The 25,698-nt window shown below is 63.1% G+C and carries 18 protein-coding genes, 1 pseudogene and 1 riboswitch; of the genes and pseudogenes, 12 read left to right on the forward strand and 7 right to left on the reverse strand.

Translation table 11 applies throughout. The annotated features are described in order from the left end of the window. Positions 1 to 11: 11 nt before the first annotated feature. Both BDD21_RS28175 and BDD21_RS00555 read right to left on the reverse strand, forming a co-directional pair. Positions 12 to 758, reverse strand: a complete 747-nt coding sequence (locus BDD21_RS28175; RefSeq protein WP_211334950.1) for an NYN domain-containing protein — start codon at positions 756 to 758, stop codon at positions 12 to 14. A gap of 446 nt (positions 759 to 1,204) precedes the next feature. Continuing rightward, complete coding sequence (locus BDD21_RS00555) at positions 1,205 to 1,456, reverse strand: hypothetical protein (RefSeq protein WP_120795494.1); 252 nt, start codon at positions 1,454 to 1,456, stop codon at positions 1,205 to 1,207. Between the two features lie 461 nt (positions 1,457 to 1,917). Here BDD21_RS00555 and BDD21_RS00560 point away from each other — a divergent pair, with 461 nt between their 5' ends. The 5 genes from BDD21_RS00560 to BDD21_RS00580 are packed head-to-tail and all read left to right on the forward strand — an operon-like array spanning position 1,918 to position 10,557. Beyond that, positions 1,918 to 2,916 carry a YiiX/YebB-like N1pC/P60 family cysteine hydrolase gene (locus BDD21_RS00560; protein WP_211334951.1) on the forward strand — a complete coding sequence of 333 codons (999 nt, stop codon included), beginning with the start codon at positions 1,918 to 1,920 and terminating at the stop codon, positions 2,914 to 2,916. Further along, positions 2,913 to 5,243, forward strand: coding sequence for an acyl-CoA dehydrogenase (locus BDD21_RS00565; RefSeq protein WP_120795496.1), 2,331 nt, complete (start codon positions 2,913 to 2,915; stop codon positions 5,241 to 5,243). Before BDD21_RS00560 ends, BDD21_RS00565 begins: the two co-directional genes overlap by 4 nt. Before the next feature lie 19 nt (positions 5,244 to 5,262). Further along, the gene (locus BDD21_RS00570) at positions 5,263 to 6,576 is read left to right on the forward strand and encodes an acetyl-CoA C-acetyltransferase (protein WP_120795497.1); all 1,314 of its coding nucleotides are present in this window, start codon (positions 5,263 to 5,265) and stop codon (positions 6,574 to 6,576) included. Next, positions 6,573 to 8,699 (forward strand): 3-hydroxyacyl-CoA dehydrogenase NAD-binding domain-containing protein, encoded by a 2,127-nt coding sequence (locus tag BDD21_RS00575; protein ID WP_120795498.1) that lies wholly within the window; start codon positions 6,573 to 6,575, stop codon positions 8,697 to 8,699. The genes BDD21_RS00570 and BDD21_RS00575 overlap by 4 nt, the downstream gene beginning before the upstream one ends. A gap of 1 nt (position 8,700) precedes the next feature. Then, positions 8,701 to 10,557, forward strand: coding sequence for an AMP-dependent synthetase/ligase (locus BDD21_RS00580; protein WP_120795499.1), 1,857 nt, complete (start codon positions 8,701 to 8,703; stop codon positions 10,555 to 10,557). A gap of 144 nt (positions 10,558 to 10,701) precedes the next feature. Here the strand turns inward: BDD21_RS00580 and galE are convergent, their stop codons facing one another. After that, entirely contained in the window at positions 10,702 to 11,712 is a 1,011-nt protein-coding gene (galE, locus tag BDD21_RS00585) for a UDP-glucose 4-epimerase GalE (RefSeq protein WP_120799668.1), read from the reverse strand. Positions 11,713 to 11,752: 40 nt separating this feature from the next. On the opposite strand from galE, the gene BDD21_RS00590 reads away from it, so the two are divergent. The 3 genes from BDD21_RS00590 to BDD21_RS00600 all read left to right on the forward strand — a co-directional run bounded on the left by BDD21_RS00590 (position 11,753) and on the right by BDD21_RS00600 (position 14,548). Next, entirely contained in the window at positions 11,753 to 12,511 is a 759-nt protein-coding gene (locus BDD21_RS00590) for a TIGR04283 family arsenosugar biosynthesis glycosyltransferase (RefSeq protein WP_120795500.1), read from the forward strand. A gap of 108 nt (positions 12,512 to 12,619) precedes the next feature. Continuing rightward, positions 12,620 to 12,907 carry a sll1863 family stress response protein gene (locus BDD21_RS00595; protein ID WP_120795501.1) on the forward strand — a complete coding sequence of 96 codons (288 nt, stop codon included), beginning with the start codon at positions 12,620 to 12,622 and terminating at the stop codon, positions 12,905 to 12,907. A 168-nt stretch (positions 12,908 to 13,075) separates the two neighbouring features. Further along, on the forward strand, positions 13,076 to 14,548 hold the full coding sequence (locus BDD21_RS00600) for a DUF4139 domain-containing protein (RefSeq protein WP_342769582.1): 1,473 nt from the start codon (positions 13,076 to 13,078) through the stop codon (positions 14,546 to 14,548). 240 nt (positions 14,549 to 14,788) lie between these two features. Here the strand turns inward: BDD21_RS00600 and BDD21_RS29145 are convergent. The 3 genes and pseudogenes from BDD21_RS29145 to BDD21_RS00610 all read right to left on the reverse strand — a co-directional run. After that, positions 14,789 to 15,007, reverse strand: a pseudogene (locus tag BDD21_RS29145) (DUF6946 family protein); the annotation flags it as partial. Positions 15,008 to 15,123: 116 nt separating this feature from the next. Next, entirely contained in the window at positions 15,124 to 15,537 is a 414-nt protein-coding gene (locus tag BDD21_RS00605) for a hypothetical protein (protein WP_120795502.1), read from the reverse strand. A 327-nt stretch (positions 15,538 to 15,864) separates the two neighbouring features. Beyond that, positions 15,865 to 17,262: a peroxidase family protein gene (locus BDD21_RS00610; protein WP_120795503.1), complete on the reverse strand. Its 1,398-nt coding sequence runs from the start codon at positions 17,260 to 17,262 to the stop codon at positions 15,865 to 15,867. 997 nt (positions 17,263 to 18,259) lie between these two features. Here BDD21_RS00610 and BDD21_RS00615 point away from each other — a divergent pair. The 3 genes from BDD21_RS00615 (at position 18,260) to BDD21_RS00625 (ending at position 23,526) form a co-directional block, all read left to right on the forward strand. Beyond that, the gene (locus BDD21_RS00615; RefSeq protein ID WP_120795504.1) at positions 18,260 to 21,016 is read left to right on the forward strand and encodes a UPF0182 family protein; all 2,757 of its coding nucleotides are present in this window, start codon (positions 18,260 to 18,262) and stop codon (positions 21,014 to 21,016) included. A 359-nt stretch (positions 21,017 to 21,375) separates the two neighbouring features. Beyond that, a riboswitch (cobalamin riboswitch) is annotated at positions 21,376 to 21,536 on the forward strand. 198 nt (positions 21,537 to 21,734) lie between these two features. After that, a complete protein-coding gene (locus BDD21_RS27665) occupies positions 21,735 to 22,433 on the forward strand; it encodes a hypothetical protein (protein ID WP_170164653.1) in 699 nt (232 codons plus the stop codon). Positions 22,434 to 22,506: 73 nt separating this feature from the next. Further along, positions 22,507 to 23,526, forward strand: a complete 1,020-nt coding sequence (locus tag BDD21_RS00625; protein ID WP_120795506.1) for an OmpA family protein — start codon at positions 22,507 to 22,509, stop codon at positions 23,524 to 23,526. A 170-nt stretch (positions 23,527 to 23,696) separates the two neighbouring features. Here BDD21_RS00625 and BDD21_RS00630 read toward each other — a convergent pair whose 3' ends face one another. Then, positions 23,697 to 24,293, reverse strand: coding sequence for a TetR/AcrR family transcriptional regulator (locus tag BDD21_RS00630; RefSeq protein ID WP_120795507.1), 597 nt, complete (start codon positions 24,291 to 24,293; stop codon positions 23,697 to 23,699). A gap of 213 nt (positions 24,294 to 24,506) precedes the next feature. Between BDD21_RS00630 and BDD21_RS00635 the strand changes: the two genes are divergently transcribed. Continuing rightward, on the forward strand, positions 24,507 to 25,685 hold the full coding sequence (locus BDD21_RS00635; RefSeq protein ID WP_120795508.1) for an efflux RND transporter periplasmic adaptor subunit: 1,179 nt from the start codon (positions 24,507 to 24,509) through the stop codon (positions 25,683 to 25,685). The last annotated feature ends 13 nt before the right edge of the window (positions 25,686 to 25,698 follow it).

Consider the following 25,698-nt stretch of genomic DNA (forward strand, 5'->3'; position numbering starts at 1 on the left):
GGCGACCATGATTAGAAGACCAGTAGCTTGTGGGGGTGGGCTCCTCGTTCCCGAAGTCCGGGAAAGGTCGCGATGACTCGTTTGCGCTCAGCGGGTGTCTTGTAACCGATTTTTGCGAGGGCTTGTCCAACATCCGTTGCGCTGTATCCGCCTCCAGGCTGTTGTTTACACATGCCTCGCACCTGAGCGATCACCTTTGCAACCTCTGCTTTCGGTGCGGATGGTTCCGCAGGTGCTTTAGGCACGAACGTAACCAGCGGCGGCTTCTCTGCTTGTGCGCCCGAGGCAGAAAGTGCCGGGAGCAAAAAGGTCGTGAGCCCAGGATCTCGCGCGGTTAGGCTTCCGGAGTCGCTGTAAGCCACATAGATCCGGCACCCGGCCGATCTGGCACGCTCAGCTGCGGCAAGGAGTAATGCATCGCGAGAGACCAACACGACACGGGTGCCGAGCCGAAGGTGGTCGGCAATATCAGCCCCCAGAGCCAGAATCAGAGCGGCGTCCGCCGCATCCTTGCGGCAGGGCACAACAATCATACTAATCGGCAGGGCGGGAATCTGCTCGCGCAGGTTTGCCGACCAGCCCGCGCTGACTTTTCCGTCGGAGTTCCCCGCAATCGTCGCATGAACGATGCGTGCGCCCAGTCCAGCGCACAGCAAATCAACAAGCGAGGATGCAGTCTGCGGCGATTGATTATCCGCGTCGATATAGAGGGCGACCCGGATCGGTCCTGATGAGGCAGGCTCGGCGACCCTGAGCATTGAACCTTGCTCCGGGAGTGGCCCGGGCGCCATTTGTATCGCGTTGTCCATGGTTTTTTACCGGCGATCGGGTGACGGAATCCGGATTGTAGTCAAATGATGACGAGCGGCCTACGGATGCAGGCCATGTCGAACGACCGGCTTCGGAGGGGGTAACACGGGTTCGATTTCAGCGCGTCTGCCGCGAGCTATGGGGGCGCGATCGCCCATCGCTTCAACCGCCGCTTCGATCTTTACAGTGGCTGCGGCTACCGTGGCGCCATGCCGTGGACCCGGCGAGCGGCTGATGTTCTGAACTAAGCCTGAGGCTCTTTCAGTCAGTGGCCGCATGGGCGCGCAATATGCCGATGGCCACTTGCACTGCGTGTCTCTGGACTCCGCCCGTCCGAATGCGTCGACGGACGGAGTCGTGGAACCGCAACCGGCCTTCTGGGCCGTCTCTCGGCCTATTTCTTCTCGTCCATGGCCTTCAGGTGCTCTTCGGATTTCTCATGGGCCGCCTCGAGCTTCTTTTCTCCCTTAGCGTCCATGTTCTTCAGATCAGCTTCCGCCTTCGCGTGCGCGGGGTCGAGCGTCAGGTCCGATTCAGCCTTCTCATGTGCCTTCTCGAGTGCCTTTGCGCTCTCGGCGGCGACGCCGGTCGACAGGACCAAGGCCAAGGCCGAAGCCGCAATGGTGATCGTCTCTTTTACGTTCATTTTAGATCGCTCCGATTGATTTCCATTAACACCAGACGTTGTGTTTACCGCGTTTTCCGGTCTCCTGTGCTTCGGTGTCACGACGTCTCATGACCCCGGCGCACCTGGCGATAATACGTCGCCGCAGCCGCAAGGGCCAGCGGCCGCTCGAGGGGTTCCATCGGCGGAGCAACAAGGATCTCGCCGCATCGCGCACAAGCAGAGCGGTACATGCCTTTTACCGGTGACACGCATTTTCGACCTCCTCCGTATCTTCAATGTCGATACATTCTGCCGCCATCGAGGACCTGACAAGATGGCCTATATCCCGCCCCCACCCGCTTCGGGACATCGCGGGACGGATGCCGCGGCGCGATCGGGGCAGGACCGAGCACGTTGGATGGCCCCGACCTTCACTGAAACATTCCCGGCCCGGCAAGGGTCTGAGTGATTAACTCAGCTCGCTTGTCGGGTAACTCGCCATGACACGACTCCGCGCTCCCATCGGGGGATGGATGATCGGCTGGCTGACCAAGGAAGGAGAGCCGCACGAGGTTCCCTTGTGCGATTTCAAGCGCCTGAGCGAGGAGCTTCAGCCCGGCGACGTGGTGCTGGTCGAGGGGCGCACGCGTGTGGGCGGCATCATCAAGCTGATCACCCAAAGCGCCTGGACACATGCGGCGCTCTACCTCGGGCGCCTACACGATATCGAAGACCGCACCCTGCGCAACCTCGTCGTGCAGCACTATCAGCGCGACCACAGCGAGCAACTGCTCCTCGAGGCGCTGGTCGGCCAAGGGACACGCATCACCCCGCTGACCCGCTATGCCAACGATCATCTGCGGATCTGTCGGCCGCACGGTCTCTCCCGAGGGGACGCGCAACAGGTGATCGGGTACGCCATTCGCCGACTCGGCAGCGACTACGACGTGCGCCAGTTGCTCGACCTCGCCCGGTTCTTCCTGCCTTGGGGTATCGTTCCGCGGCGCTGGCGCTCGAGCCTCTTCCAGGTCAACGCGGGCGGCGTGACCCGCACGGTCTGCGCCGGATTGATCGCTGAGTCCTTCGCCGCGGTCGATTTTCCGATTTTGCCCTTCATCGATCGGCACGCCGACGGCACCCTGCGTTTCTTCAAGCGCAATCCGCGTCTCTTCACGCCGCGTGACTTCGACTACTCGCCCTACTTCGACATCATCAAATATCCATTCCTCGGGATCGACGAGATCGGCCTCTATCGCCGCTTGCCCTGGTGCAGAACACAGGTGCTCCTGAGCGACCGAAGCCGTTCCTATCGCGCCGCCGCGAGTGCCGCCCGGATGACCGATCATGCGGGTCGAGCATCGACCGGCGCTCTGCCTTGCGGGTGCTCGGAAACGGCCCCGTCGCATGCCGACATCCCTTACAGACTCCAAACCGACCACACCGCGCTTCGGAATGGCGCAGCCCAAGAAGGCCGTCTCGACCGAGGGCTCCTGACATGACCATCACTCTCATTGCACTCGGCACCATTGCCGCGGCGATCGCGGCGGTCACCTTCATCGGCCCGCTCCGGCAGGGTCTGGTGACCCGACACCTGCTGGAACAGTTCCGGCGCGTCATGCCGGCGATGTCGCGCACCGAACAGGAGGCGTTGGAGGCCGGCGACACCTGGTGGGATGCGGAGCTCTTTTCGGGCCGTCCCGCGTGGTCGCGCTTGCGCAACCTGCCACCGGCCCGTCTGAGCCCCGCCGAGCAGGCCTTCCTGGACGGCCCGGTGGAGCAGCTCTGTCGGATGCTCGACGACTGGCGGATCACGCACGCGGACATGGACCTGCCGCCCGAGGTCTGGTCCTTCATCCGGCGCGAGCGTCTCTTCGGACTCGTCATCCCGGCCCGCTACGGCGGACTCGGCTTCTCGCCGGCGGCCCATTCCGAGATCGTCATGAAGCTCGCCAGCCGCAGCATTACCGCTGCGGTGACCGTGATGGTGCCCAACAGCCTGGGGCCGGCGGAGCTGCTGCTGCGCTACGGCACCCAGGCCCAGCGCGACCGCTGGCTCCCGCGCCTGGCGAGCGGCGAGGAGATTCCCTGCTTCGCATTGACCGGCCCAAAGGCCGGGAGCGACGCGGCCTCGACACCTGACATCGGGATCGCGTGTCAGGGCGTCTTCAAAGGCCGTCCGACACTCGGCATCCGAATCGATTTCGACAAGCGCTACATCACCTTGGGACCGGTCGCGACTCTGATCGGACTGGCCTTCCGCTTGACCGACCCGAACCGGCTACTCGGCGACGACCCGCGGCCCGGCCTCACCCTCGCCCTGATCCCGGCCGACACACCCGGCATCGAGCGCGGGCGCCGTCACCTGCCGCTCGGCATCCCTTTCCAGAACGGACCGCTGGTCGGGCGCGGCGTCTTCATCCCGGTGGAATGGGTCATCGGCGGCCAAGACGGGATCGGCAAGGGCTGGCGGATGCTGATGGAGTCGCTCTCGGAGGGTCGCGGCATCTCGCTGCCAGCGCTTTCCACCGGTGGCGGCAAGCTGGCCGCACGCTACACCGGGGCCTATGCGCGGATCCGCACGCAGTTCGGCCGACCGATCGGGGATTTCGAAGGGGTTGAGGCAGCACTCGCGCGCATCGCCGGTCGCACCTACCAGATGGACGCCGCGCGCCGGGTCTTTCTTGCCGCGCTGCAGGCCGGCGAGCATCCGGCCGTACTCTCCGCCGTGCTCAAGTACCAGCTCACCGAAGGTTTTCGGCAGGTCATCAACGACGCCATGGACGTGCAAGGCGGCAGCGGGATCTGTCTCGGACCGGCCAATCCGCTGGGGCGGGTCTATCAGGCGATCCCGATCGCCATCACGGTCGAGGGCGCGAACATCCTGACCCGCAATCTGATTGTCTTCGGCCAAGGTGCCTTGCGGTGTCATCCGCATGTGCTCGAGGAGTTTCGTGCCGCGGAAGATCCGGATCCGAAGCGCGCGTTGGAACGCTTCGATGGAGCCATCGCCGGACATATCGGTTTCCTGATCCGCAACCTCTTGCGGACCCTGCGGGGTGGACTTTCCGGCGGGCGTCTCGCCGCACGGCCGGCCGAAAGCTGGCTGGGTCGCCATTATCAGCGCCTGGACTGGCTGAGCAGCGTCTTCGCCCTCAACGCGGACCTCGCCATGATGACCTTGGGCGGTAGCCTGAAACGGCGCGAACGTCTCTCCGCGCGGCTCGGCGACATCCTGAGCCTGCTGTTCATGGCCTCCTGCACGCTCAAACACTACGAGGATCAGGGCCGACCGGAGGCCGACCGGGATCTGGTCGAGTGGGCCATGGCGGACCACCTGATCCGCATCCAGGAGGCGCTGGTCGCGCTCTGGCCGAATTTCCCCCGGCGCGGGATCGCGCGACTCCTGAGGATCGTCACCTTCCCGACCGGCCTGCCATTCGAGGGGCCGAGCGATGCGCTGGATCACCGTGTCGCCCGCCTGATCATGGAGCCGGGCGCGGCGCGCGATCGCCTGACGGCGGGCATCTTCGACAGCCGCGATCCGAGCTTGGCCGTCGGCCGCATCGAGCTGGCCTTCGCGGCCGCAACGCACGCGGACGAGGTCCAGGGCGTGCTGCGTGCGGCCGTTCGACAGGGCCGCTTAGCCGATCACGACGCCGCGACGCGACTGCGCGACGCGGTCGCGGCCCGGCTCATCACTGCAGAAGACGCGGCAGCGGTTCGCGAGGCGGAGCAGCTTCGCGATGCCGTCATCGGGGTCGACAGCTTTGTCGAGCTCCGGCCACGGCAGCGGCGGATTCAGGATGAGTCGAGAGCAGCGGCCTAAACTCCGACTGGAGGACGCGATGAACCAACACACACGCCCGAACACCCGGCCGGTCTATCTGGTCGACGGCTGCCGGACACCCTTTCTGAAGGCGCGCGGTACCCCCGGCCCCTTCACGGCGGCGGATCTCGCCGTCGGCGCCGGCCGTGCACTCCTGCTGCGCCAGCCCTTCCCGGCGGAGGCGATCGACGAGGTCATCCTGGGATGCGTGGTGCCGAGCCCGGAGGAGATGAACGTCGCCCGAATCGCTGCACTTCGGCTCGGTTGCAGCGAGCGCACCCCGGCCTGGACGGTCCAGCGCAACTGCGCCTCCGGGCTTCAGGCCCTGGACAGCGCGGCGCAGTCGATCGGTTCCGGCCGAGCCGATCTGGTCCTCGCCGGCGGCACCGAGGCCATGAGCCAGGCCCCGGTCTTGTTCGGGCGTGCCTTCGTCGAATGGCTGGGGCGCTGGTCGCGTGCGCGCAGCCTGACGGCCCGCGGGCGCCTGCTCGCGCATCTGCGGCCGCACGATCTGACCCCGGTGATCGGCCTGCTCAAGGGCCTCATCGACCCCATCGTCGGGCTTTCGATGGGGCAGACCGCCGAGCATCTCGCGTGGCGGTTCGGGATCGATCGCCAGGCGATGGATCGGTTCGCGCTGCGCAGCCACCACCGCCTGGGGACCGCGATCTCCGACCATGTCTTCTCCGCCGAGATCACGCCGCTCATCGCGTCCGACGGGACTGCCTATACTCAAGACGAAGGCTATCGCGCCGATACGGATCTCGCGCAGCTCGGCGCACTGCGCCCGGTCTTCGACCGACCCACGGGCGCAGTCACCGCCGGCAACAGCGCACAGGTCACCGACGGCGCCGCGCTGCTCCTGCTGGCCTCCGAGGAGGCGGTCGCGCGGTGGGATCTGACCGTGATCGCGCAGCTCGTCGATATCCAGTGGGCGGCGCTCGACCCGACCGAGATGGGTCTCGGGCCGGTCCACGCCATGGCCCCGCTGCTGCATCGCCAGGGACTCGCGACCGGCGACATCGACGTCTTCGAGATCAACGAGGCTTTCGCCGCGCAGATCCTCGCCTGCCAGGAGGCTTGGTCGGATCGCCACTATCGCGAAGAGGTGCTCGGCGACGAGCCGGACCAAGCGATCCCGGACGATGCCCTGAACCCGGAGGGCGGCGCCATCGCCATCGGTCACCCGGTCGGTGCGAGCGGCGCTCGTCTGGCCCTGCATCTGGCGCTGTCCATGAAGCGTCGAGGGCTGGCCCTGGGCGTTGCAAGCCTCTGTATCGGAGGCGGTCAGGGCGGCGCCCTGTTGCTTCGAGCCGAAGGAGGTATCTCATGAAGACACTCTGGACGATCGAACAAGACGCCACCGACGGACTCTGCAGACTCGGGATCGACGACCCGTCGCACGCCGTCAACCTGCTCTCGGTCGCCGCACTCGATGCGTTGGACGCCTGCATCGACCGAGTCGAGAACGGGCTCGAAACCGGGCTCGAAACCGGCCTGGAAACCGAGCTGGAACCAGGCATCGAGACGGGACCGCACCCGCACCCGATTAAGGGCCTGATCATCTATTCGCGCAAACCCAAGGGATTCATTGCCGGTGCGGATGTCGGCGAGTTCGATCGGCTCGCAAATCCCGCAGAGGCCGAGCGCCACATCCGCCGGGTCCATGCCCTGCTCGCACGCATCGAGGATCTGCCGATCCCGACGCTGGCGCTGATCAATGGCATCTGTCTCGGAGGCGGTTTGGAGCTGGCGCTCGCGTGCCGCTACCGCATCGCAAGCGATGACCCCGCGACCAAGCTTGGCTTCCCCGAGGTGCGGCTCGGGATCTTTCCGGGCTACGGCGGCACCTGGCGCGCCATCCGCACGCTTGGCCCCATCCCGGCCATGCAGGCCATGTTGACCGGGAAAACCTACTCGGCCCGCCAAGCCCAACGGATGGGTCTGGTCGATAGAGTCCTACCGCAACGTCAGTTGGAGGCAGGCGCTCGCGATCTGATTCGCGCCGCACCCGTACCAAGCCGGGCGAACTTTTCGCAGCGTCTGCCCAATCTCCCTCCGGTGCGCGGCTGGGTCGCGCGCCGGATGACCCGCCGCACGGCGGCCAAGGTCAGGCAGGAGCACTACCCTGCCCCCTTCGCTCTGATCGAGCACTGGCGCGCCAACGGCGAGAACGCACGAGGTCTGCTCGACGGCGAGGCCCGACGCGTACCCGAGCTGCTGCTCGGCGAGACCTCGACGAATCTTCGCCGCGTCTTCCGTCTCCAAGAACGGCTCAAGGCCCTGTCCGACGTCGAGGTCCCGCGTCCGCAGCGGATCCACGTGGTCGGGGCCGGCGTGATGGGCGGAGACATCGCGGCCTGGTGCGCACTCAGCGGTCTGACAGTGACCCTGCAGGACCTCTCGCTCGATCAGATCGGACAAGCCATGAAGCGCGCCCATCGCCTCTTCGAGCAACGCCTGCGTGACCCCCGGATGGTCCGCGCGGCCTGGGACCGCCTGATCCCGGACCCCGACGGCGAGGGGCTGCGACGCACCGACCTGGTCATCGAGGCGGTCGCGGAGCAGGCGGAGCTCAAGCAGAGTCTGTTCTCCGAGATGGAGGAGCGCGTCTCCGAGCATGCCTTGCTCGCCACCAATACCTCGAGCATCCCGCTCGAGCGCATCGGCGAGGGTCTCCGGGATCCGGGACGCCTCATCGGCCTGCATTTCTTCAACCCGGTCGCGCGGATGCAGCTCGTCGAGGTCGTCCACGGCACCTCGACACGACCCGAGTCGCTTCAGCGCGGACTCGCGGCGGTCCGCGCACTCGACCGGCTCCCGCTGCCGGTGCGCAGCAGTCCGGGATTTCTGGTCAACCGAGTCCTCATGCCCTATCTGCTCGAGGCCGTCGATCTGCTCGACGAGGGCGTCTCCATTGCCGCCATCGACAAGGCCGCGCTCGACTACGGGATGCCCATGGGTCCGCTGGCGCTCGCCGATACGGTCGGGCTCGACATCTGTCTGGCCGTCGCCGACACGCTCGGACCCGCCTTGACCGCCCCGGAAGAGACGCCCGAGCGGCTGCGTCGAATGGTCGCGGACGGACGGCTCGGGAAGAAGAGCGGACAAGGGTTCTATCGTTACCGCGATGGACAGGCCATGCGCGAGCCCATCCCGCGCGGCGCCCGACCGGCGGATGATCTCACCGAGCGGCTGATCTTCCGCCTGCTCAACGAGTGTGTCGCCTGCCTGCGCGAGGGCATCGTCGAGGATCCTGACCTGCTCGACGCAGGCGTCGTCTTCGGCACCGGCTTCGCCCCGCATCGCGGCGGCCCGCTTCACGAGATCGCCCAAGGCGGCTGGAACCGCATGCGCGAGCGTCTCGATACACTCCAACGCGACCATGGCCGCCACTTCAGACCGGACCGGGGATGGAAGTTGACACCGGCCGGGCTCTATCGAGGAGGACACTGACATGCTGCTGTTCGAACAAACCGCAACGACAGGCGTCTCGACCCGCCTGCTCGATCTCATCTCGGCCGAGGCGGCAGGCAGCCTCTGCGGCCTCTTGCTTGAACGCGTCGCGCGCACCCCGGATGCGGTGGCCTACCTTCAATTCGACGCGAAAACCCAGACCTGGATCGAGACCACCTGGCGCGACACCGCCCGGGCGGTCGCGCATTGGCAGGCCGCCTTCACGCGCGAAGGTCTCTCCCCCGGCGACCGTGTGGCCGTCATGATGCGCAATCGGCGCGAATGGATCGCCTTCGACCTGGCCGCGCTCGGTTTGGGCCTGGTCACGGTGCCGCTCTATCCCGACGACCGCGCAGAGGCGGTCCGGCACATCCTGGAGGATGCCGGCGTTCGCCTCCTGCTGCTCGGGAGCGCCGAGCAACGTGCCCGGTTGTCCGCAATCGATCCGACGCTCGCCGAGCTCAAGCGTCTGCTGGTGCTCGAACCGGGCGAAGCGGCACTGCCCGAGGGCACCCGCGCCGTAAGCGAGTGGCTCGACGAGGCGCTGCCCCCCGCCGATCATCGGCCCATCGATCGGGCCGACAACCCCGACGCCTTGGCAACCATCGTCTACACCTCGGGCACGACCGGACATCCGAAAGGCGTGATGCTCAGTCATCGCAACATCCTCTGGAACGCCGAGGCATCGCTCAAGCTCATTCCGGCACGACCCGATGATCGCTTCCTGTCCTTCCTCCCGCTTTCGCATACCCTCGAACGCACCGGCGGCTGTGTTCTACCCATCATGGCCGGCTGCAGCGTTGCCTTTGCCCGGTCGATCCCGCAATTGGCCGAGGATCTGCTGCAGATCCAACCGACCGTGATGATTGCGGTCCCGCGCATCTTCGAGCGGGTCCATGCAAAACTGCGCGAACGGCTCGACGGCGAGTCCCCGTTGAAGCGCCGGCTCTTCGAGCACGCCGTCAGCTCGGGTTGGGCTCGCTTCGAGCACAGCCAAGGCCGCGCGAAGGGGCACCCGAGTCTGCTCCTCGCAGCACCGCTGCTCGATGCGCTGGTCGGCGCCAAGATTCGCGCGCGTTTCGGCGGACGACTGCGGGTTGCCGTCTGCGGCGGCGCCCCCTTGGCACCGGACATCGCGCGCGTCTTCATCGCGCTCGGCGTCCCGCTCGTCCAGGGTTACGGCCTCACCGAGACCAGCCCCGTCATCAGCGTCAGCCCCCTCGAAGACAACATCCCCGAGAGCGTCGGCCGGCCGCTGCCCGGACTCGAGTACCGGATCGGAGACCTCGACGAGCTGATCGTGCGCTCGCCCGGCGTGATGTCGGGCTACTGGAAACAGCCACAAGCGACCGCCGAGGTGCTCGACGGCGAGGGTTGGCTCAGAACCGGCGACCAGGTCCGCGTCCAAGACGGCCACATCGTCATCACCGGCCGCATCAAGGACATCCTGGTGCTCGCCAACGGCGAGAAGGTTCCGCCTGCGGATATCGAGATGGCCATCACCGGCGATCCGCTCTTTGAGCAGGTCCTGGTCATCGGCGAGGGGCGTCCCTTCCTGAGTGCGCTCGTGGTGCTGAACCCGGAGGTCTACATGGAGGTGGCGAGGGCCGAAGGACTGCCGAGCGATCCCATGGTCGCCGATGCCGACGGCCGACTCGAGCCCATCCTGCACAAGCGGATCGAGAGCCGGCTCACCGGCTTCCCCGGTCATGCCAAGATCCGCCGCATCGCACTCGCCGCCTGTCCCTGGTCGATCGAGAACGACCGCATGACCCCGACGATGAAGCTCAAACGGGCCAAGATCCTGGCGGATTATCACGAGGCGCTCACCCGACTGTATGTCGGGCACGAGCATTGATGCAAAGTGGATGACATGTAGGGGCAAATTCATTCGCCCCTACATGCGTTGTCGTTGTCGTTGTCGTTGTCGTTGTCGTAATCGGATTCCGGACGACAACTAAAAATTCCGAGACGGTTTGCTCGAAATTTGCGGCGAAAGGGACTAACCCGTGCCCTTTCGCTCCAACGCCGGCCCGCGGTGCCAATCCCACGCGGTGCGGATGATGGCATCGAGGCTCGCGTAGGCGGGCACCCAACCCAACTCGCTGCGGATGCGGCTCGCATCCCCGACCAGTCGAGAAGGATCCCCGGCACGCCGCGCACCGTATTCGACAGGTACGGTCAAACCCGTGACCCGCTCGGTGGCCGCGATGACCTCGCGCACCGAGAAGCCCTGACCGTTGCCCAGATTGTAGATGCGACTCGACGCCCCGCCGAGCAACGCGTCGAGCGCCCGGAGGTGCGCTTGGGCGAGATCGGCGACGTGGATGTAGTCGCGGATGCAGGTTCCGTCGGGCGTGTCGTAATCGGTGCCGTAGACGGTGAGTCCGGGTCCGGTTCCGGCGGCGGCCGCGATGGCGAGCGGGATCAGGTGCGTCTCCGGATCATGGTCCTCGCCGATTTCGGAGTCCGGGTCCGCACCTGCGGCGTTGAAATACCGCAGCGCAATTGCGCGCAGACCGTAGGCCGTGTCGAAGTCCGCGAGCATGCGCTCGACCATCAGCTTGGATGCACCGTAAGGGTTGATCGGGTTCTGCGGATGATCCTCGGCAATGCGCTCGCTGCGCGGAACACCATAGGTAGCGCAGGTGCTCGAAAAGACGAGCGGGGCAACGCCGTGATCGCGCATCGCCTCGAGCAGCGTCAGGGTCCCGGCAACATTGTTGCGGTAGTACTTGCCTGGGTCCTTGACGGATTCGCCGACGTAACAAAATGCGGCGAAGTGCATCACCGCCGCGGGTCGATGGCTCTCGAACACCGCATCCAGACGCGCGCGATCCTGGATATCGCCCTCCTCGAGCGGCCCCCAACGCACCGCCCAGCGATGGCCATAAACCAGATTGTCGTAGACGATGGGTCGATAACCGGCGTGGTGCAGCAGCTTGCAGGCGTGGCTGCCGATATAGCCTGCGCCGCCGGTGACGAGGATCGGTGTACCTGATGCGTCTTTCATCGTATTCCCTGTGATGTCATGGGCCATGGCGGAGGCTAGCATGAACACTCAGCCCACACATCCGCGTGAAAGTACCGAGGCGTTTAACGAAGCGATGCGCACACAATCGATCATCTCCGTCATTATCCCGACCCTCAACGAGGCGAAGGGCATCGTCTCGCTTCTCGCGACACTCGCGCCGGTTCGCAAGGCCGGCGGCGAGATCCTGATCGTCGACGGGGCCAGTCCGGACGGCACGGCCGATATCGCCGCACCCCATGCGGACCGCGTTCTGAGCGCGCCGCGCGGCCGTGCCGCCCAGATGAACGCGGGCGCCGCGGCGGCCCGCGGCGATCTTCTTGTCTTTCTGCACGCCGACACGCGAGCGCCGATCGAGACACTGCTCCGACTTCCCGATCTGCTCGCGCGCAGCGGGCGATCCTGGGGCCGCTTCGACGTGCGGATCGAGGGCCGCCATCCGCTCTTCACGCTCATCGCCTGGAGCATGAGCCAACGCTCGCGTCTCACGGGCATCGCCACCGGGGATCAGACCCTCTTCGTGGCTCGGGAACTGTTCGAACGCGTCGGCGGTTATCCCGAGATCGCCTTGATGGAGGACATCGCACTCTCGCGTCGACTCAAGCGCGACGGCCCACCCTTGTGCGTTCGTGATCGCGTCGTCACCTCCGGGCGTCGCTGGGAGAGCACGGGTGTCGTTCGCACCCTGTTGCTCATGTGGTCGTTGCGATTGGCCTATGCACTCGGCGTCCACCCGGACAGGCTGTCGCGCATCTACGGGCATCGCTCTCGGCTGGATTGATCCGACCCGATGACCTCGCCGGACCCGGTTGCTTTCGGCACGGGGACGCGGAATACTCCGACCCGCAATCCGTGCATGCCCTGATAAGTCTCGATGGAGGAAACAACAATGATCGACCGCAAAGTTTACATCGAAAAGATGAAGGCCAAGATGGACGAGTGGGACGCGGACATGGAGAAGCTGCAGGCCAAATCCGAGAGTGCACAGGCCGACATCAGGCTGCAATACGAGGAGCAGATGGAGCGCCTGAAGCAACAACAGGACGAAGCCCGCGAGATGTTGAGCAAGATGACCAACGCGAGCGAAGCGGCCTGGGAAGACATGCGCAAGGGCATGGAGACCGCTTGGGACGCCACGAGCAAGGCATTCATGGACGCCTTCTCTCGCTTCAAATAGCCCGAGAGATCGCCTCCGTCGGCCTTGTTGATCCGACCGGCCGGAGGCGACGCCGGCGATCGTCCCGAAACGGCAAGAACCCGGGGAAAACGGCTCGAGGTCGCCCTCTTCCGCCGGACCGAGAGCCGACAGAACCGAGCCTAAGGCGACGATCACGACGAGCACACCATGCCTAAGTCACCGCATCTCTTCGAACCACATCATTTACCCGCGAGCCCGCCCGTACTCGCCGGCATCGCGGCGAGCCTCATGATGTTCGCCACAATCGGAGCCGCCGTGGATCAGGAACAACGCATCGACGAGAACGCCCAAGAAGCGCTCGCGGTCACCATCTACAATGCCGATCTCGCCCTGGTGAAGGACCGCCGACGCGCCACCCTGAACGCCGCCGAGAACCGTCTCGCATGGCGCAACGTCTCCCAACGCATCCGACCCGAAACCGCCCTACTCGCCGAGACCTCGGGGACACTGTCGGTCAACCTGCTGGAGCAGAACTTCGACTTCGATCTGCTGACCCCCGAAAGCCTGCTCCAGAAATATGTCGGGCGAACCGTGCAGGTGATCCGCACCAACGACGCGGGGGAGCAGGAGATCGAAGACGCCATCGTCCTCGCCGCGAATCCTGCTCCGGTCCTGCGCTATGCCGATCGGATCGAGACCAAGGTCGTCGGCCATCTCGCTTTCCCCGACGTGCCGGCGGATCTGCGCGATCAGCCCACACTCGTTCTGCATCTGAATGCCGCGACCGGCGGCGAAGGACTCTTCGAGCTGTCCTACCTAACCGGCGGGCTCGCCTGGAAGGCGGACTATGTCGCAGATCTCTCCGCCGACGCAGAGCAGATGGACATCAACGGATGGGTCACCCTGACCAACCAGAGCGGCATCGCCTATCGCGGCGCTCAGGTACAGTTGGTGGCAGGGGAGGTCAATCAAGTCGTTCAACAGGTGCCGGTGCCGATGATGGCGCGCGGCATGGTCATGTCTGCCGATGCAGCGATGCCCGAGGAAGAAAGTCTCGCCGAGTACCATCTCTACACCCTGCCCCGCCCCACCGACATTCTGAACAACCAGACCAAGCAGGTCGCCTTGCTGAGTGCACCGCGCGTGCCGGTCACGCGCGAGCTCGTCGTGAGCGGCCAAGCCTATGCCTATCAATCCCGCTCCTCGGACGGCTGGACCAAGCTGCCGGTCGCAGCAACCCTGCGCTTCGACAACAAGGACGGCAGCCTCGGCATCCCGCTTCCGAAAGGGATCATGCGCGTCTACGCCAAAGACAGCCGAGGCAACGCCCAATTCGTCGGCGAAGACGCCCTCGACCATACCCCGAAGAACGAGACCGTCACGCTCAAGCTCGGCGAGAGCTTCGACGTGACCGCACGGCGTCGCCAGACCGAATTCAAGAAGCTCGCCGGTACCAGCGCCTACGATTACGCCTACGAGACCGCGTTCGAGCTGGAGCTGAAAAACGCCAAAGAGATCCCGGTCAACGTCAAGGTCACGGAGCAAATCCCGGGCGACTGGACCATGCAGAACGAGAGTCAACCTCACGACAAGGCAGCATCGAATCTCGCCTCCTGGACGCTTGAGATCCCCGCCGACGGCTCGACCACCCTGAGCTGGCGGGTGCAGGTCAGGTTCTGAGGTACGAGGCGCATCGGTTCCTTGTGACGACACCACCCCCGCGCAGCCCCGCACTGCGCCGATGATGCCTCGTGCTCAGCCCCGGTCACGTCGCTGATCGGATCTGTAGGGGGGATCTGTAGGGTGGACAAGCGCAGCGCAGTCCACCAGCGCCGGCGCGGGATTCGGTGGACTTCGCTCTCGCTCGTCCACCCTACCGGACGAGCTTATGAACAACACCCGCGAGAGAACCTTAGCGGATCATGATCGTCCCGGTACATGGCGATGATCGGCCCTGCCGCGGTCTATCGGGAAAGATAGTGGGCATTGCCACGAACCCATGCCAGATGAAGCGAGACACCGGAACGTGAACCCACCGACACCATTCTGTCCTCTGCTGCGCCGGCCCCCATTAGCCTCCTGCCACGAATAGGCTAGGGTGCGGGCGGAATATCCCCGACGCCAATGCCTGACGGGCTCGGCAAGAAATTGCTACCATTGCTCCGCACTTGAAGTTGGAATGTAAACTCTGCTCACGGGCGGCTCTCCAACATCCACGCCGACGGCGGATCCTCCGGCAGTGCCGAAAGGTTATCTTATTCCATTAAATAAATCGCGGAAGCGTCGAATGCTTCTTCCGGTGTCCCATACCAACTCCCGTTGTCGAAAACGCAAGGCTCGTATTCGTCGTGACTGTAAGTATAGAACGCCATTGACCACCGGTCCTGATCACCGAAGTATCGAAGGCGACATAGATGAGTCGGAAAATTACGCAGCCGCTCGATGCGGGCTTCTCGGGATTCCCCGAAAAACGTCGGATCGTAATCTGCCGGAACATACGGCTCCGTGTAGGCGTCAATGTAACAAAACTGGCCCCGGAACCGAACATCGATCTTATTGTACTTTCCCGCGTAATTCTCCGCGGCATGATTCAAGATGCGCCGAGTAAGCAGCGGCTTGATTGAATCCGGGATTTTTTGCCCCCCGGCCTGCGGATCAAAGACCCACATCTTTTTTGCCATATCGGTATGCCTTTTCTTTTTCTCTCATCGACGATTTTAGTGACCGCGAGGGCCGAAGGGCAAGTCGAGACCCCGGCTTTCTTCCGTTGGGCTCGACCAACGATAAGAGGATCTTATGAGCGGCGATCTCTGAGCCATAAAGCCGCGGCCGATCAATTTGGCTCGGTTGATTGCGCGTGCGTCTGCCAAGTCTCGGGCCAAACTGCTGTCCGGACGAATGAAAGGCCCCTTGCGGGGCCTTGGCAGACGGGTTGCGATGCGCGATCCGATCAGATGCGAGTCCTTGACACTCGGTGTCGCGACTGGCTCATCAGGTCAATCGTCACCCGGCAAGCCACCCGTCGCCTCGGACGGGATTGCGGTTTCAAGCGTCAGATTCACCAGATCGGTCATGGTGAAGCGCCCGGGAACGGCACTGGGCAGAACCGGTGTCCAGTTTGGATTGCTGGCGAGAAAGGAGGCCCGATCCGCCAACAGGATGGCCACGAACACGCGCCCGACGATCTCAGCGCCAACTCCGGCAAGCCGATGTCCTTGGCCGCGCGCCTCGCCCTCTCGCAGAATGTAGAACCACAGCGGCGCCAATCCCTCGCCGCCGTCGACGCCGGCCCAGAGTGTCTTTTCGTCCAGCGGCGGGATGCCAAGATAACAGGCCACGTGCTGACCGGCGGGGAGCCATGCGTCCAGGCCGCGCTGGAGATTGCGCGTGGCGAGCGAGCGCTGGGAGACGGGCGTGTCGGGCGGAACGACGGTGTCCGGGAGGCGAAGCACGACCGTGGAAAGTTTGGTGTCGATCAACTTGCTCGGTTGAGCGCTCGGGCCAAAGAAGGTCGACCAGTCGATCACCAGTTCCGGGGGCACCGCGCGTCCGCCGCGAAGATCGCCAATGCCGAATGGTTCTGCGGGATTGTCCGGGAAGAGCGCCGCGCCGCGGGTATTGATCAGGTAGCCGGGCCTGACCTGGCTGTGACCGAAGCGGTAAGCTGCGACACTGAACTCGACCGGCATGAACGCCTCGCCCGAATAAGTGAAAGGCTTTTCCGTCACGATTCGGGCGAGCGTTTTCGTGCCGATGGTCCGTGGCAGGAATTCGTTGAGAACGATCCATTGATAGTGCCAGCGCACCAGGGTTTGCGCCGCCTCGAAGCGTTCCTGGTCGCCCAATGCCGGGTCGGTGTGGTCGTTGAATACCTTGTTGTGGAACTTGAGAAAAAGCAGGTGAAGCTGCGAAACGATGATGTTCTCGTCGTTGCGCGGATCGCCGATCAGTGCTGCCTCTTGCGAATTACGCGGCAGATCTTGCCCATCGGGCGCGAGCAGGAAGCGAAACGGATTGTTCCGGTCGTAGAGAAAGGGTTGAGCCGCCGGGCCCAGGCCGTAGAGCGAATCGAGTTCCAGCGCCGGCGTGCGAAAATTATGGGTGGCATTGACGTCGATCTGTTGTTCCAGGACCGAGGTGGTATCGAGGGTCAGATCGTGATCGATGAATTGGCCGAGAAAGGTATACCCCGCCTTGATGCGCGGATTATTCTGGCTGGTATCGGTCGGCGGCGGGTTTCCGCCATCCATAGCCCCGCCAACCTTGCCGAGTTCCGCCGCTCCCGGCTTGAACTCCGTGAGGCTGCGTAATTCCGGGAACATTCGGCCGAAGCGGCCCGTTTGAACAAAGCGTCCACGCTGGACATCCCAACCGCGATTCTCGAAACCGTGCATATCGTTTCCCCCAGACTAGTGATTCGTGATGAGGCAATAACAATTCGCCACTGACTCGAACTCAAGTTACTCGACTGGACACGTTTTGATCCGATCGGCGGGCCAATCCATTTCAGTATAGACGAGATTTCACGCCAAGCTCCGCTTGACGATTCCCAGCGACCAGGCGTTCCCGGCGCACCGGATCTCATCGGCTGGATGGGTGGACGATCGGTCGATCGTGCCAAGCACCGTCACGGTCCTGCGCACCCAAGGGCGGCTCCATGCCCGCGCCAGTGCCCTTTAATTCATTGAAGCCTGATCATTGCGCCCTGCCGGTAGCGCCCGAAAAGCGTCGGACCGCCGCCGATCGAGCGAGCCAACCCGCACGACCCGCGCGGGCTTGACCGACAACGGGTCGTGGTCTAGCCTTTTCCGTGAAGTATCCGAAGGGCCGATGTTGTGTTGACGGATTGCTCGCCCGATTCCGCGCGCCCGATTGCCGCATCCTGTCCATCTGTGGGGGGCTTGGATTACCAGGCGTGGCCCCGCAGGTTTCGACACCGCGCACCCAACTCCCCGCCTTGGGAACCTGATCGACGCATTGGCCCTCGAAGCATTGACCCTTCGGGCATCGTTGCTGGTCGATATTGCATCGAGCGATGCGGGCATATGGCTGATTGTTTCCTTGCAGCAGGCGAATATCAAAGGCATATCACAGGCATATCCCAGGCATATGAAGGGTCCGACCGATCGCTGCTCATCCTACCCGCCCGGGGCCATACGTTGTGACTGGCAAGACAGTGAAAACGCCCATCCTCGGGGGCGATCGGCGCCCGAAAGCCGCTCGCGACGCCGGCGCGCGGCCAACGCTGATCATTCAGCGAGTACCTCGTGGTATTCCCGCCCCGATTACCTGTCCCCGGCCGACGTCCGAACCGACGACTAGGGTCCCGCTGCGTTGCGGCCCTGTCGCGACAGTGTCGGCAATGGGCCCTGCATCAACGCGGAGCAAACAATGAAAACCTGGAAGCGCCTGACCCTTGCGATGCTCATTCCGGTCGTCGTCTCGGCGATCCTGATTGCGGTGTACATCACGGATGACTTCATCGCCAACCTTTGGTGGTTCCAGGCACTGGACTATGGGTTCTACTTCTGGTTGCGGCTGCTCTACCAGTCAGTGATGTTTCTGGTCGTCACCCTGTTCTTGTTTCTTGTCTTCTTTCTCAACTTTTGGGTCGGGTCAAGATACCTCGGCGCCGCGGTCCCCGCGGAAGCAGACGGAGAACCGCGCGCATCGGCTCCAACCCCCAGTTCGGCCGGCGGCTCATACGGGACATCCCGGCCGACGACTGCCGGTCCGGCGCGGACGACGCGATACCAGCGCATTTACGATCGCTTCCAGCGCCGTTCATTGCTGTTCTATCTGCCACTGACGCTGGGACTTGCGGTGCTCGTTGCACTTCCCGTCTACGGGCACTGGGAGACGGCAATACTGTACATTTTCTCCCGGGACAGCGGCATCACCGACCCTGCGTTCGGTCACGACATCAGCTACTACCTGTTCGCCCTGCCTTTCTATCTGCTGCTTTGGCGTGGCCTGCTGTTTGCCTCGATGGTCCTGTTGTTGGGCCTTGCACTGCTGTACTGGCTCGAACGATGGATCGTCAACGGGTCCGGACGGCCACTGCGGCGGGGCGCAAAGCTGCATCTGAACCTCGCGGCAGGCGGCGTGGTGCTGATCGGTGCCTGGTATTTCATGCTCGACCGTCATCTGCTGCTCTACGCCGACCCACACCTCCCGGTCTTCTCTGGTCCGGGTTATGTCGAGATGAACTACATCCTGCCGCTGATCTGGACCGCGATGATCCTGGCCTTGACCTTGGGCGCTCTGTTCATCTGGCTCGTCAACACCCGCAAAGGACTGCCGGCCCTCGCCATTGTCGCGGTCTTGTTTGCCGGAACACTGGCCCTGCGCTACTCGCCGGTGGTGCCGGGTCTGCTGCAAGAGTACGTTGTCAAGCCTGACGAGCTCTCGCTTCAATCGCCCTTTATCGACCACAACATCCGGGCGACGCTGGCCGCCTATGATCTGAACGAGGTCGAAACCCGCCAATACCCGATCCAGGATATTCCCTGGGATACGACATCGCCCGAATTCCAGGAAACGATTGTCAACATCCCGATTTGGGATGAGTTCCGCCTGCACAGGGTCTTCCAGGAACTCCAAGAGATTCGCAGTTACTACACCTTAAACAGCATTGATGTCGACCGCTACACCGTCGATGGCGTCTATCAGCAGGTTGCGGTATCGCCGCGCGAGATCGATCTCGACAATCTGCCGGAGGGCTCCCGCAACTGGGTCAACGAATGGATGAAGTACACACACGGCTATGGCGCCGTGATGGCACCGACGGCGCAACGGGCGGCGGGCGCCATCCGCTGGCTCATGCAGGGGATCCCGCCGCAGTCGGCATTCGGTCTAACCATCGAGCAGCCCGGTATCTATTTTGGCGCCAGCAACTATTCGCCGGTGATCGCGCCGAATAACAGCCGGGAGATCGACTATGCCGGCGACGATGAGATCGTCCTGTCGGATTACAACGGCACCGGTGGTGTGAAGATCTCGAACTGGTTTCGCCGGATCGTCTTTTCGCTTTATTTCGGCGAGATCAACATCTTCCTTACCAATCAGATTAACCAGGACAGCCGCATCCTGTTTCGCCGCAATATCGTCGAACGCGTCTCGACATTGACACCATTCCTGTTATTGGACCCCGATCCCTACGCCGTGGTCACGCCGGAACGGATCTATTGGATTCAGGATACCTATACCCTGTCCCGATGGTATCCCTACTCCTACACGGCCACTGCCGATTTCGCAGGCGTCCCACACACCTTCAACACGATCCGCAACTCTGCAAAAGTGGTGATCGATGCCTATGATGGCAGCGTCAGCTACTATGTGTCCGAACCCGATGACCCGATCATCAGGGCCTATGCGCGAGCGTATCCCGGCGTGTTCAAACCGTTCTCAGAGATGCCGGACCAGTTGCAGCAACACGTGCGTTATCCGAAGCGCCTGTTCGACATCCAGTTGGGAATCTATGGACGCTATCAGCAGCGCGATCCCCGCACGTTTTTCAAACAGGAAGATCTGTGGGTCTATCCGGAGGTGCAATGGGAGAATGAGGTTCGTGTCATCAAGCCCTATTACGTGACGCTGAACCTGTTGGATCCTGAGCGGTTAGAGTTCAGCCTGCTCGCGCCGATGAACCCGAAGGGCAAGAACAACATGCGCGCCCTCGTGGTCGCCGGCAACGACGGCGAGAATTATGGTCGGATCGTCGCCTACAGCTTCCCACGGGGAACCTTGGTCTACGGCCCGGCCCAGGGAGACGCTTTCGTGAAACAGGACCCCCGGATCACACAAGAGTTCGCGCTCTGGAATCGACAGGGCGCTCAGGCGGAACGAGGCAGTTTGGTCGTGATGCCGGTCAATGGTGTCATCGCCTCTGTACAGGGCGTGTTTCTAAAGGCCCAAACCGGCGCCAGCTTTCCGGAGTTGGTCCGTTTCATTGCGATCGTCGGCGAGCGGGTGGCGATGGCGGCAACAATTGAAGCAGCATTCAGCGCCGTCAACAAGACCGCTGGGGCCAGGGACGCTGCACCGGCACCGGGTGGGGGTGCGGTTTCGTTCCCGGACAGCGTAGAGATCGAGATCAGTCCCGACGTCGCGCCGGAAGCGAACGCCGAAAGCACTGACGACGAGTGACGATCGATGAAAGCGGAGTAAGGCCAAATACAGGAACTGACGTCTGACTGACACGCGCGCGATCCTCTCGGCCTTCGGTCGGACGGAAGCGCAAGCGCTCGCGGAGCACCGTTCCTTCGAGGCCGCCGGCAAGGCGGCTAGCCCCCGTGGGAGTGCTTCAAGCAGCAGGTCTTTTCGACTCGGACGCCTTTGCGGAGGCCATGCACCGCGCACCGCAAGATCCAGCAGAACCAGGGTCTGCGCAAGGTGCACCTCGAAGCCGGCCACGCCCGGCGATGTGACGGCCGGTCAGACCGTTGGGGTCCAAGCGATGGATCCGGGTTGGCCGAATCGCGTCATTCCCGGTAAACTTGCATGGTTTATCCAATCTTCCAGCAAGCGCCCGAAAGGTCGTGCCTTTCGGGCGAAACGGCAAGCCGGTGGCGTCGCCCGCGCGACTAGGCCGGTACTGCCCCCGCACTCGCGTGCGTTCTTCCTCACAGCCACGAGCCCGGAGACCGGCCTGCAGGATGCCTGATCCACCCTCAGCGGGCAGACCGGCGGCGGAGCGGAAACATCACATGTGTGTAGCGTTTCTCCGGGGTGGACTTGGTGCTTCTGAACAAAGGGGAGCTGGTCGACCCCGATGCGCTGCGGTCGGTTGAGGCGCTGGTGCGCTGGGAGATTCCGCCCCGGGCCGAGGTGGTGGCCGAGGCCCCACGGACGCCTGGATCTTTCCGTGCTGCCGAGCCCGGGATTCGCGTCGGAGAACCCCGCCCTGTCTTCACGGCCGGGACGCGGCTCAGCGCTCGAAGCCGGGATGGATCGCCTTACGGCGGCCCCTGTTCACCCCCAACCCAACAAGGTCGTTTCCATGGTTAAAAAAGTAGTGCTGTTCGTCTTTGTCTCGTTGTTCGTTTTCAGTGGCGCTTATGCAATGAATCTCTCCTCGTCGGACATGGAGCGATTCATCACGACGACTGAAGCGCTTGCGCCATATTTCGACGAGCTCGATGACGACCGAGATGATGATGATGATGATGATGATGAAGAAGAAGACGATATAGGCATCTTGGACGTCGAGAGCACAAAGCAGTTGATATTGGAAGACATGTCCGGGAAACCCGAGGTGCGGAATATCGTCGGGAGCAACGGATACGCTTCAATGGAAGACTATGCGGAACAATACGCGCACATCATTCGTGCATACATAGCCTCTTCCGCCAGAGGGCAAATCGGCGAACTTGAAAGTTCAATGGCCTCCATGAGCCCGGAACAACGGCAATCATTCCAAGGCTCCCCGGTGTTTCAGATGGTCTCGGAGATGAAAATTCAGCTTGCATCCGTGCCTGAGTCGCATATTCAAGCCATAACCCCTTACATGCCCCAATTGCAAGAGGTGTTTGGGCATGACGACGATGAGGATGATTTTCTCTAGACTTCAGCATGAAACCCGTGAGCCGATACCCGTGCCACTTGACGTGTATCGCTTGTCATAGAAAGGAAACAGCATGCAACATATTCTTCTGAAGCGCTTCATCAGCGTGGCCGCGTTCATCCTGATATCAGCCGCGGCTTATGGTCAGACCGAGTTTACACGTGGATCCACTATCATTTTCGAGGACAGTCTAAAGCACGAAAGGGTCGGAGAGTTCCCTTCAAAGTGGCGACTGGTCAAAGGAAGCGCGGAAGTCGCCAGACACGACGGGGAAAACGCGCTTTCATTCCTGATTACCCAGACGCAAGTCGCGCCGCTCATGGAGGAAAACAACTCCTTACCCCAGGCGTTCACGATTGAGTTCGATTATTTGATGAACGAGCTCAGGCAGCATGCTTACGAAATTACTTTCTTCAACGACACAGGCAGAAGATCCGGTTCGCTGAGATTTACCGGGGAACGCTTCATACTGGTTTCATCGCGCGGCGGCGCCGTCTCTGAAGGCAAAACCACCGAGACCAGAGCCGGATTTCAGCCGGGATGGAGACGACTGGCCCTCTCGTTCAATCAACATGAAATGCGGGTTTTTTCCAATGGTGTCCGTATTTTGAACGTGCCTCGTTTCGAAGAGGAACTGCGAAGTTTTCAGATCCAGGGAGGGCGTCCCAATAACGCCAGACCCAATTCAGATACATTCATCACAAACGTGGTTGTCGCCGAAGGCGGCATGCCGCTTTATGAAACAGTCATGTCGGAAGGACGTTTTTCAACCACCGACATCCAGTTCGACGTCAACAAGGCCGACATCAAACCGGAATCCGCGGGGATCATCGACCAAGTCGTTCAGCTTATGCGGGATCACCAAGACCTCCGTTTCTCGGTGGAAGGCCATACGGACTCAGACGGAGACGGCGAACTCAACCAGCGTCTTTCTCAGCAGCGAGCTGAAAGCGTCGTCCGTGCGCTGATCGAGAAGGGAATCGGTCCCGATCGCCTGACGTCAAAAGGATGGGGCGCTTCCAAACCCGTCGCCGACAACACGACCGAGAACGGAAAAGCCGAAAACAGGCGCGTTGAGTTCATTCGACTCTAAACCGCAGCCAGAGCGGTATACTTGGTTTATCGGATTGGCTTGGCCGCCCCGGCTCCGATAATCGCCGGAGCTGACGGCGAACCATGTCTCGGACGACGTGCAATGCATGTCCGCCCGCTCGGATCCGGCCACATGGCACAGGCGTTTCCGATCATCGGGCGGACCAAGGGTCAGAGGAGTGCGCGCAGGGCGCTTCGCAGCAGCGGCAGCAACGCCGCTTTGTCGAGATCGGGATGACTGATGGCGCGACCCGACAGCCCGTCGAAGAGGGCCATGATCACCTCGATCGAGGCGTCGGCGTCGCCGACGTCCATCCCGCGGGCGTGCCGGGCGGCGCGATATAGGGCGCAGAGGCGCTCGCGCTTGGCGGCGTCGGCGGCGCGGACGATCTCGGCCACCGCCGGATTGCGGGCGGCCTCGGCGAGCATCTCCATCTCCAGTGCTGCGGTGTCCAGGTCTGTCTTCTCGTTCAGGCCCACCTCGACGCGGTCGATCATCGCCTGAAAGAGGTCCTCTTCGCTCTCGAACTGAAGGACGATCTCAAGCGAGCGTTCCAGCTTGCGCTGCACCAAGGCGCCGATGATCGTCTCCTTGCTCTCGAAGAAGTGATAGATGTGGCCCGGACTCATCCCGGCCGCCTTCGAGATCTTCGCGATGCTGGTCCCGTGAAATCCCTCGCGCACGAAACAGGTGGCCGCCGCATCGAGGATCTGTTGGCGCCTCGCCTGACCGCGGCTGGGTTCCTGATCTTGATCCGGTCCATGCATTCTTGTTCCTCCGTTGATTGTTCGCGCCGTTGCGCGGGCGCTCTTCGATGACAGCGCCGCAACGGCACGAGCCGCGCACACCACCTGACACCTTGACCTCGTCGACTTGCGGGTCTAAAGTTCCGACAAGAACTAGAATGAACGTTCACTCTAGAAGAGTCAACGGTCGACACCTCAAACAGTCGACTCTGGCACCGCACTTCGAGGTATCTCATGGGATCCGCCCGCCTTCAGATCGGCATCGCTCTGGCCTTGCCGATCGGTATCGCCTTGCTCCTCGCCGGCTGCAATCAAACCCCCGGCAGCGCGGTCGCGGCCGCAGCACCCCCGCCCCCCGAGGTCGGCACGTTCACGATCGTCGCCCGCCCGACCACGCTGACGACCGAGCTTCCCGGCCGCACCGTACCCTATCGGATCGCGGAGGTGCGACCGCGCGTCAGCGGCCTCATCCAGGATCGACTCTTTACCGAAGGCGGCGAAATCAGCGCGGGCCAAGTGCTCTATCAGATCGACCCGGCCGTCTACCAGGCGGCTTACGACAGCGCCGAGGCCGCGCTGGCACGCTCGCAGGCCACCTTGGATCGGGCGCGGCTGAAGGCCGATCGCTATGCGCGTCTCGCCAACTCCAAGGCGGTGAGCCAGGAGGACAACGACGACACCCAGGCGGCGCTCAAGGAGGCTGCGGCCAGTGTCGCCGTCGATCAGGCCGCCTTGGAGCGTGCGCGAATCGACCTCGCCTATAGTCGGGTCGAGTCGCCGATCGCCGGACGGATCGGCCGCTCGACCGTCACCCAAGGTGCCTTGGTGACGGCCAACCAGTCCGAGGAGTTGGCGACCGTGCAGCAGATCGATCCCATTTACGTCGACCTCACCCAGTCGAGCACCCAGTTGCTCAAGTTGCGCCGCGCCCTGGCCGATGGCCGTCTTCAGAGCCCCAACGGAGAGCAGGCGAAGGTGACACTCATCCTGGAGGACGGCAGGATCCATCCGCATGCGGGACGCCTGGAATCCTCCGAGGTCACGGTCGATCAGGGAACAGGCACGGTCACGTTGCGTGCCACCATCCCGAACCCCGAGCAAGAGCTTCTGCCGGGGATGTTCGTCCGCGCTCGGGTGGAGGAAGGCATCCGCCCGGACGCCATCCTGGTTCCGCAGCAAGGTGTCCAACACGATCGCCGCGGCAACCCGATCGCCTTGGTCGTGAACGACGAGGGCACGGTGGAGGAGCGCAAGATCGAGACAACGCGCACCATCGGCGACCAATGGCTGATCGACGCCGGGCTCGAGCCGGGTGATCGCGTCATCGTCGAGGGCAGCCAGAAGGCCCGGCCGGGAACGCAGGTCCGGGTGATGGACATGAGCGATCAGCCGGGCTTTGCGGCGGTGAGGTGAGCCGCCAGCTGTC

This window comes from Thiocapsa rosea, assembly GCF_003634315.1.
GTDB lineage: Bacteria > Pseudomonadota > Gammaproteobacteria > Chromatiales > Chromatiaceae > Thiocapsa > Thiocapsa rosea.

Bases quoted from the DNA above. Each gene is read 5' to 3' on its own strand.
- BDD21_RS00565 (WP_120795496.1), top strand. From the start codon at position 2,913: ATGACCATCACTCTCATTGCACTCGGCACCATTGCCGCGGCGATCGCG.
- BDD21_RS00605 (WP_120795502.1), bottom strand. From the start codon at position 15,537: ATGTGGGTCTTTGATCCGCAGGCCGGGGGGCAAAAAATCCCGGATTCA.
- BDD21_RS00590 (WP_120795500.1), top strand. From the start codon at position 11,753: ATGAACACTCAGCCCACACATCCGCGTGAAAGTACCGAGGCGTTTAAC.
- BDD21_RS00600 (WP_342769582.1), top strand. From the start codon at position 13,076: ATGCCTAAGTCACCGCATCTCTTCGAACCACATCATTTACCCGCGAGC.
- BDD21_RS00560 (WP_211334951.1), top strand. From the start codon at position 1,918: ATGACACGACTCCGCGCTCCCATCGGGGGATGGATGATCGGCTGGCTG.
- BDD21_RS00615 (WP_120795504.1), top strand. From the start codon at position 18,260: ATGAAAACCTGGAAGCGCCTGACCCTTGCGATGCTCATTCCGGTCGTC.
- BDD21_RS00555 (WP_120795494.1), bottom strand. From the start codon at position 1,456: ATGAACGTAAAAGAGACGATCACCATTGCGGCTTCGGCCTTGGCCTTG.
- BDD21_RS00630 (WP_120795507.1), bottom strand. From the start codon at position 24,293: ATGCATGGACCGGATCAAGATCAGGAACCCAGCCGCGGTCAGGCGAGG.
- BDD21_RS00635 (WP_120795508.1), top strand. From the start codon at position 24,507: ATGGGATCCGCCCGCCTTCAGATCGGCATCGCTCTGGCCTTGCCGATC.
- BDD21_RS00575 (WP_120795498.1), top strand. From the start codon at position 6,573: ATGAAGACACTCTGGACGATCGAACAAGACGCCACCGACGGACTCTGC.
- BDD21_RS00595 (WP_120795501.1), top strand. From the start codon at position 12,620: ATGATCGACCGCAAAGTTTACATCGAAAAGATGAAGGCCAAGATGGAC.
- BDD21_RS00580 (WP_120795499.1), top strand. From the start codon at position 8,701: ATGCTGCTGTTCGAACAAACCGCAACGACAGGCGTCTCGACCCGCCTG.
- BDD21_RS00610 (WP_120795503.1), bottom strand. From the start codon at position 17,262: ATGCACGGTTTCGAGAATCGCGGTTGGGATGTCCAGCGTGGACGCTTT.
- BDD21_RS00625 (WP_120795506.1), top strand. From the start codon at position 22,507: ATGCAACATATTCTTCTGAAGCGCTTCATCAGCGTGGCCGCGTTCATC.
- BDD21_RS28175 (WP_211334950.1), bottom strand. From the start codon at position 758: ATGCTCAGGGTCGCCGAGCCTGCCTCATCAGGACCGATCCGGGTCGCC.
- BDD21_RS00570 (WP_120795497.1), top strand. From the start codon at position 5,263: ATGAACCAACACACACGCCCGAACACCCGGCCGGTCTATCTGGTCGAC.
- galE (WP_120799668.1), bottom strand. From the start codon at position 11,712: ATGAAAGACGCATCAGGTACACCGATCCTCGTCACCGGCGGCGCAGGC.